Genomic DNA, 5,847 nt, shown 5'->3' with positions numbered 1-5,847 from the left:
ACACCTTGAACCCGTGATGTTCCGCCAGCTTTTCCGCGGCCAGCGTCGGCCCGAAATCCACATAGTTTTCTTTTATCAACGCCAAGGCATAGTCGCGCTTCGCCTTGTGAATCCGGTTGTTCGGCGGTTTGCCACGCGCTTTGTGCCGGACCGCCGCCGCACCATCCAATCGATATCGCTTCAGCAGTCTGAATACCTGGCGCCGCGTCAGATCCAACAGGTTCGCCGCGTTGTCTACCGTCAGCCGGCCATCATCGACCTGCGCCAGAATTTCCACACGATTCAGCTCGCGCTCGCTCATCATCACCCATCCCATGCCCGATCTCTCTGCCTGTTATCATTGCAGGCGAGAGTGACACTTCTGAATTGCTCATGGGTGACATTTTAGAATTGCAGCTACATCTGAATGTAGTGTAATCAAGTTTATGTTATATATTTGCACTGCAAATTTGCAGGCTGACTGCTGACTGGCGGAAGCGGAGCCTCAGACAGTCAGCTATTGCGTCAGGCGCTCATGCGGCGGCGGCCTCTGTCGACCCCTTGGCTGGCGGCGGGGCCTGCGCTGCCGCGGCCCAGATCGAACCGGCCGATGATATCTGTCAGGCTGTGCGATTCGTTTTGCAGCAGTTGGCTGGCGGCCGCGGCCTCCTCGGACATGGCGGCATTCTGCTGGGTCATGTTGTCCAGCTGATGCATGGCACCGTCGATTTTCTCCAGCCCGCGCGATTGGGTGCGCACGCCGTCGGCAATATCGGTGACCAGCCCGGACACCGCAGAAACCTGTTCGATGATACTGGACAGCGCATCGCCTGCGCGGCCTACCATGGCAACACCATTTGCCACATGCTCCTCGCTGGCGGAGGTCAGACCCTTAATCTGCCCGGCCGCATTGGAGGCGCGCTGCGCCAGGGCGCGCACTTCGGAGGCGACCACGGCGAAGCCCGCGCCGGCGGGACCTGCGCGGGCGGCCTCAACGCCGGCATTAAGTGCCAGCAGGTTGGTCTGGAAGGCAATGTCGTCAATCATGTTGATGATCTTTGAAATCTCCGACGAGGCTTCCTGGATCTGATCCATCGCGGCGACCGCAGATGTGACCACATCGGTGCTTTGTTCGGCTTCGCTGCGGGCACCGCGCATGGTTTCATCCATCCGGCCCGCTTGTGCCGCGGTGTCGCGGATACCGCCAGTCAGCTCGCGGATGGCGCCGGCGGTTTCCTCTAGCGTCGCCGCCTGGCTTTCGGTGCGATGGGCCATTTCGGTGGCCGCGCCGCGCTGTTCCTCGGAGAAGCGCCCGACGTTTTCCGCCGCCTCCGCCACCTCTCCCATAGATCCGCGCAGCCGGTCCAGGCTGCGGTTGAAGTTTTCCCGCAGGGTCTCGTAATGCCCGTCGAACGGCGCCTGGATGTCGCAGGTCAGGTTGCCGCGCTGCAGTTCAGACAAGGCTGCGCTCATACTCTCGACCACGGCAGCGGTGTGGCGGGCGGCCTCCACCTCGCGCGCGGCCGCGGCGTCGGCGTCGATAAGCTTGCTGCGGAAGCTGTCGAGGCTGCGGGCCAGATCGCCCAGTTCATCACCGCGGTCGCGGCCCAGGATATCGGTGTCATAGTTGCTGTCTGCCAGCGCATTGGTGGCCTCGCGCAGGGCATGGATCGGGCGGGTGACGCTGCGCGCGGCCAGCCAGGACACCCCGATGGCCGCCAGCAGCGCGGCGCCGATCAGCCCGGCGGCAATAAGCCGGATGCGCTCGACCACGGCAAAGGCGTTGTCCTCGTCGGTTTCCAGCACTAGCGACCAGTCAAAGCCGGGCAGCTCCAGCGGCATCACCAGGGCAATGGCGCGTTCGCCGAGCGAGGAGGCAACCGCCTCGAACTGGCCGGCTTCGCGCGCCTTGGCGGCCTGGATCTGCGGGGTGTCCGGCATCTTCTGCAGCACCGGGAACAAGCCCTCAACCGAAGACGGGCTGCGGGCCAGGCCGTCGCTGCTTGCGACAAAGATGTTCTGATGAGTGCCGCCCGACAGATTGCTGGTCAGCGCATTGACGATGCCCTTGGTGCCCAGCTGCACGGCGATGACACCGACCACTTGTTTGCGTTTGGAAAAAACCGGCGCGGCCATGAAGGCAGCAACGCCATCGGGGCTGTGGCTGTAGGCGGCAAAGTCGGCGGCAACAACCGTGCCAGCCTCTGCCTGCAGGGCGGCTTGGAAGGCCCGGGCCAGTCCGTTGCCGGCATCTGGCGCGACATCGGTCAGGAAATCATCCTGCTTTTTCACCGAGTAGACCACCTGCCCCTTGGCGCTGATCAGATACAGGTCCTGATAGCCGTTCAGGCGCAGGCTTTGCAGGAAAGTGGGGTGATAGGTGACATGCGACTGATTGTAATAGCTGCCGTCGCCCGCGTCCGTCAGCTCCTCGCGCTGCTGCGCTGGATTCGGGTTTTCTGCGGCATAGGTCTGTTTCAGATAGGCAATGGGGTCGTCTTCCTCGACCATGCCGATCACCCTTTCGAAATTGCCGATGGCGCGGAACACCGCGGGCTGGCCGGCCAGGCTGGAGACATCGGACCGGGCCGCTTTGATCAGGAATTCCAGCGCCTGGGCAGCGGATTTGGCCTCGATCTTTTGCGCGGCAAAGGCGTTTTCCCGGATGCTGCGCTCGGCCATTGAATAAATCAGCAGCGACACGGTGACCAGGAAGGCCCCGGTCAGCGCCACCATGATCAGCGGCAGTTTCAGCTTGAGCGGCAGTTTCGTGGTCCGGGGCATTGGCGAAGGTCTCCTGCTAACGGCGGCGCACCGGTTGCAGCCGGGGCTTGTAGGAGTGTTAATCAGGAAAGTCCTGAAAAAATGTGTACCATAAGGCCGCCGCCAATGAAGTTTTCCGGAAACCCGGTGATTTTATGCCGCAAATTTGAGTTTACTTTCCATCGGGCGGAATATGCGGATTCGCCCTTATTGCACTGGTGTTTGCCGCCGCAAGTGTTGCAATGGCGCACGTTGGGGTGGCGCAAATCGTCAGTTAGGAAGTCATTCACATTTGGCGATCTTGCATAGGGTGCGCCTGCTTGATGGCGCCCCCTGCGTTAAGATTCGTCAGCGAGCAGAGTCACTTCCCGCGAGTCGCATTCGCTGGGGTTTAAAGCAGCCCACCGGCCCCGGCTGCGGCTGGTGCTGCGCGCCCGGCATGGCTGGGACTGGCGTGGCGGCGAAACCGGCTTCAGCACTTGAAGCCCGCGCGGCTCCGATGGCGGCGGCCGCGGAGCGCATGACCCTGTGCATCCGGTGCCTTGCGGATTCAAGTTGTCAATCCGGCCGATGCAGGGGAAAAATCAGCTATGGATGAAAAAGACCACGATATCCTCCGGCTGATACAGTCCAACGCGCAGCTGACCGCCGAAGCCATCAGCCATGAGATCGGTCTGTCGGCGCCGGCGGTTCAGAAGCGGCTGAAGAAACTTCGCGATACCGGAGTAATTGAAAAGGAAATCGCCATCCTTTCACCGGCCCGGCTGGGGCGCGAGATGACCGTGATCGTGCAGGTGGTTCTGGAGCGCGAAAGCCGGATGCATCTGGACGCCTTCAAGCGCAGAATGCGCCAGGCCAGTCAAGTTCAGCAATGCTATTACACTACAGGCGAGGCTGATTTCATTCTTGTGGTCATCGTCGGGGACATCAAGGAATACGAGGCGTTCACGCAGGAGTATTTCTTTGATGAATCCAATGTCAGCCGCTTTACCTCTTCGGTTGTGATGGACCGGGTCAAGGTGTCGTTGGACATCATTTAGGCGATGCATCAGGTGCGCATTTTGTTCGATGCCGCTTCGTTCCGGAATTCTGTGTGCTGCGTTTCGCCTCTGTTATCTGTCCGGAGTGAGCGGCAGCCAGGGTATCCAGAAACAGCTTGGTGATACGGTTCACCGCCGGGCGTTTTCGGGTGACGGCGGCGAATTGGCTGCGGTAGAACACTTTCCTGGGCAGTACTTTCTGCATCAGGCCGCTGTCGGCAAACCCGACGGCCAGGTGGTCCGGCAAGAACCCCAGATAACTGCCTGACAAGATGAGAAGCGCCAGCGCCTGCTCGTTCTGCACTTTGGCAGAGCGGCGGAGGCCCAGTTTTTGCCCACATGCAGATTGGGCGAGCTTACCCGGATGCCTGCATACTTCATGGCCTGCACATCCCGCAGACCCAGGGTTTGCTGATCGCAGTCGAAGAACGGATGCTCCTTGCAGTAATAGAGAAACATGTTCTCTCGATAGAGCGGCATGTAGTCCAGGCTGGGCGCCGGCCGGTGCAGAACCAGTATCCCGATGTCAAGCTGGCCGCCGATCACCTTGGTTTCGATTACGTTGGGCGGTTCCAGCGGCAGTTCGATCTCCACCGAAGGCGCGGCCTTGTTAAAGGCGCGGATCCCGCCGGGTACAAAAGCTTCGGGATTAGAGGCGCGTTGGCCGAACAGGGCAATCCGGATGGTGCTGGCCATCTGCTGTTTAATCTCATTCACTTCGGCACGGAAATCCGACACCGAGGTCAGCAGCTCTTTGGCGGATTTCAGCACTTTGATGCCGCCGTCTGTCAGCGAGAACCCCGCCGGGCCGCGGTTGCACAGCTTCAGGTCCAACCGCAGCTCGAGGTCGGCGATGTATTTCGATATGGACGATCTGCCGATGTTAAGCTCGGTTTCGGCGGCTGTCGGCCCGGAAAACTCAGCGGCTTGACTGGTAAGGAGGCTGGCCTTAGGAGCACCTCGAAACAACAGCAGGGATTTCCATGAAACTTATCCGTTAGCAACGAGTGCAGATCGATCATTACCGGCCGCCCGGCAGTGGACCGGCCGAACGTTCAACTGCTTCAATCGGAGCGCAAGAGGGCACCTCTTGCGGATAAATTTCTATGGAAACCTTTGACAGCGCCAACGGGCGTATCAATCGGGATGGATACGCGCTCGGCTACACAATCGAGGGGGAAGGAGAACCGCTGCTGATCATCGGCAGCCACGTCTTCTATCCACGCACATTTTCAGCAGGCTTGCGCAGCAAACGAAAACTTATCTTCATTGATCACCGCGGCTTTGCTCCGGCCGGCCGCGGCGTCGAGGCGCGTGACTGCACATTGGAGACGATTACCGATGATATCTCTGCGATGTGCAGCGCGCTTGGCCTTCCACGCCTGGATGTGCTGGGGCACTCGGGCCACGGCTATATGGCATTGGAGTTCGCCCGCCGCAGGCCGGATCTGGTCCGGAAGACCGTGGTTGTTGCAACCGGACCAAGCCATTCGCCGGAGCACATGGCATACGGGGAGCGTATCTGGCGTATGCTTGCGGCGCCGGAACGCAAGCACCGTTTGGCACAGGATCTGGAACGGATGGCTGCAAAGATCGATGCTGAACCGGAAAAGAGGTTCATCTGGATGTGCTTGGGGCTGGCCGCCCGCAGCTGGTTTGATCCATGTTTTGATGCCTCAGATCTTTGGCGGGGTGTTCACGTGAATATGCCGGTTTTCGACAGTTTGTGGGGGGACGTGTTTCGCGATTTCGACCCCGTCACAGTGCTGCAGGAGATTCAAACTCCGCTTCTGATTTGTATGGGGCGGCATGACCATCTGGTTGCCCCGCTGGAAACCTGGCTCCCGATCACCCCGGAGACTCGCAAGCCGGTCTTTGCTCTTTTTGAGCGGAGCGCGCACACCCCGCAACTGGAAGAAGCAGAGCGGTTTGACGAAACCCTCCTGAACTTCCTGGCCTGAAGCATGCCCCGTGCGGGTAAGAACCGCGCGGGGCATCCGCTTCAATCCCGGCAATCCGTAGGACGTGATCGGTGTAATCCTGTGTCGGCAGCATCGGTTCAGTG

The 5,847-nt window shown here is 60.3% G+C and carries 6 protein-coding genes; 2 read left to right on the top strand and 4 right to left on the bottom strand.

Going from position 1 to position 5,847, the window contains the following annotated elements; all coding sequences use genetic code 11:
• The coding region (locus VOI29_RS22025; RefSeq protein WP_323783716.1) for a helix-turn-helix domain-containing protein at positions 1–316 on the bottom strand (316 nt) is incomplete at its 3' end.
• Between the two features lie 188 nt (positions 317–504).
• Positions 505–2,763 (bottom strand): methyl-accepting chemotaxis protein, encoded by a 2,259-nt coding sequence (locus VOI29_RS22020; RefSeq protein ID WP_323783715.1) that lies wholly within the window; start codon positions 2,761–2,763, stop codon positions 505–507.
• Positions 2,764–3,332: 569 nt separating this feature from the next.
• On the opposite strand from VOI29_RS22020, the gene VOI29_RS22015 reads away from it, so the two are divergent.
• Entirely contained in the window at positions 3,333–3,782 is a 450-nt protein-coding gene (locus VOI29_RS22015) for an Lrp/AsnC family transcriptional regulator (protein ID WP_323783713.1), read from the top strand.
• Here VOI29_RS22015 and VOI29_RS22010 read toward each other — a convergent pair.
• Entirely contained in the window at positions 3,775–3,987 is a 213-nt protein-coding gene (locus VOI29_RS22010; protein ID WP_323783711.1) for a hypothetical protein, read from the bottom strand. The genes VOI29_RS22015 and VOI29_RS22010 overlap by 8 nt on opposite strands.
• Complete coding sequence (locus VOI29_RS22005; RefSeq protein ID WP_323783709.1) at positions 3,987–4,751, bottom strand: LysR family transcriptional regulator; 765 nt, start codon at positions 4,749–4,751, stop codon at positions 3,987–3,989. Before VOI29_RS22005 ends, VOI29_RS22010 begins: the two co-directional genes overlap by 1 nt.
• A 137-nt stretch (positions 4,752–4,888) precedes the next feature.
• Between VOI29_RS22005 and VOI29_RS22000 the strand changes: the two genes are divergently transcribed.
• Positions 4,889–5,743, top strand: a complete 855-nt coding sequence (locus tag VOI29_RS22000; protein ID WP_323783707.1) for an alpha/beta hydrolase — start codon at positions 4,889–4,891, stop codon at positions 5,741–5,743.
• The last annotated feature ends 104 nt before the right edge of the window (positions 5,744–5,847 follow it).

It is taken from the genome of Leisingera sp., assembly GCF_034669605.1.
In the GTDB taxonomy this organism is placed as follows: domain Bacteria; phylum Pseudomonadota; class Alphaproteobacteria; order Rhodobacterales; family Rhodobacteraceae; genus Leisingera.
Note: the sequence above shows the minus strand (reverse complement) of the source record. Positions and strands in the feature narration are given on the sequence as shown.

Excerpts from the sequence above, each read along its gene's own strand:
- VOI29_RS22000 (WP_323783707.1), top strand. The coding sequence starts at position 4,889 with ATGGAAACCTTTGACAGCGCCAACGGGCGTATCAATCGGGATGGATAC.
- VOI29_RS22010 (WP_323783711.1), bottom strand. The coding sequence starts at position 3,987 with ATGCAGAAAGTACTGCCCAGGAAAGTGTTCTACCGCAGCCAATTCGCC.
- VOI29_RS22015 (WP_323783713.1), top strand. The coding sequence starts at position 3,333 with ATGGATGAAAAAGACCACGATATCCTCCGGCTGATACAGTCCAACGCG.
- VOI29_RS22020 (WP_323783715.1), bottom strand. The coding sequence starts at position 2,763 with ATGCCCCGGACCACGAAACTGCCGCTCAAGCTGAAACTGCCGCTGATC.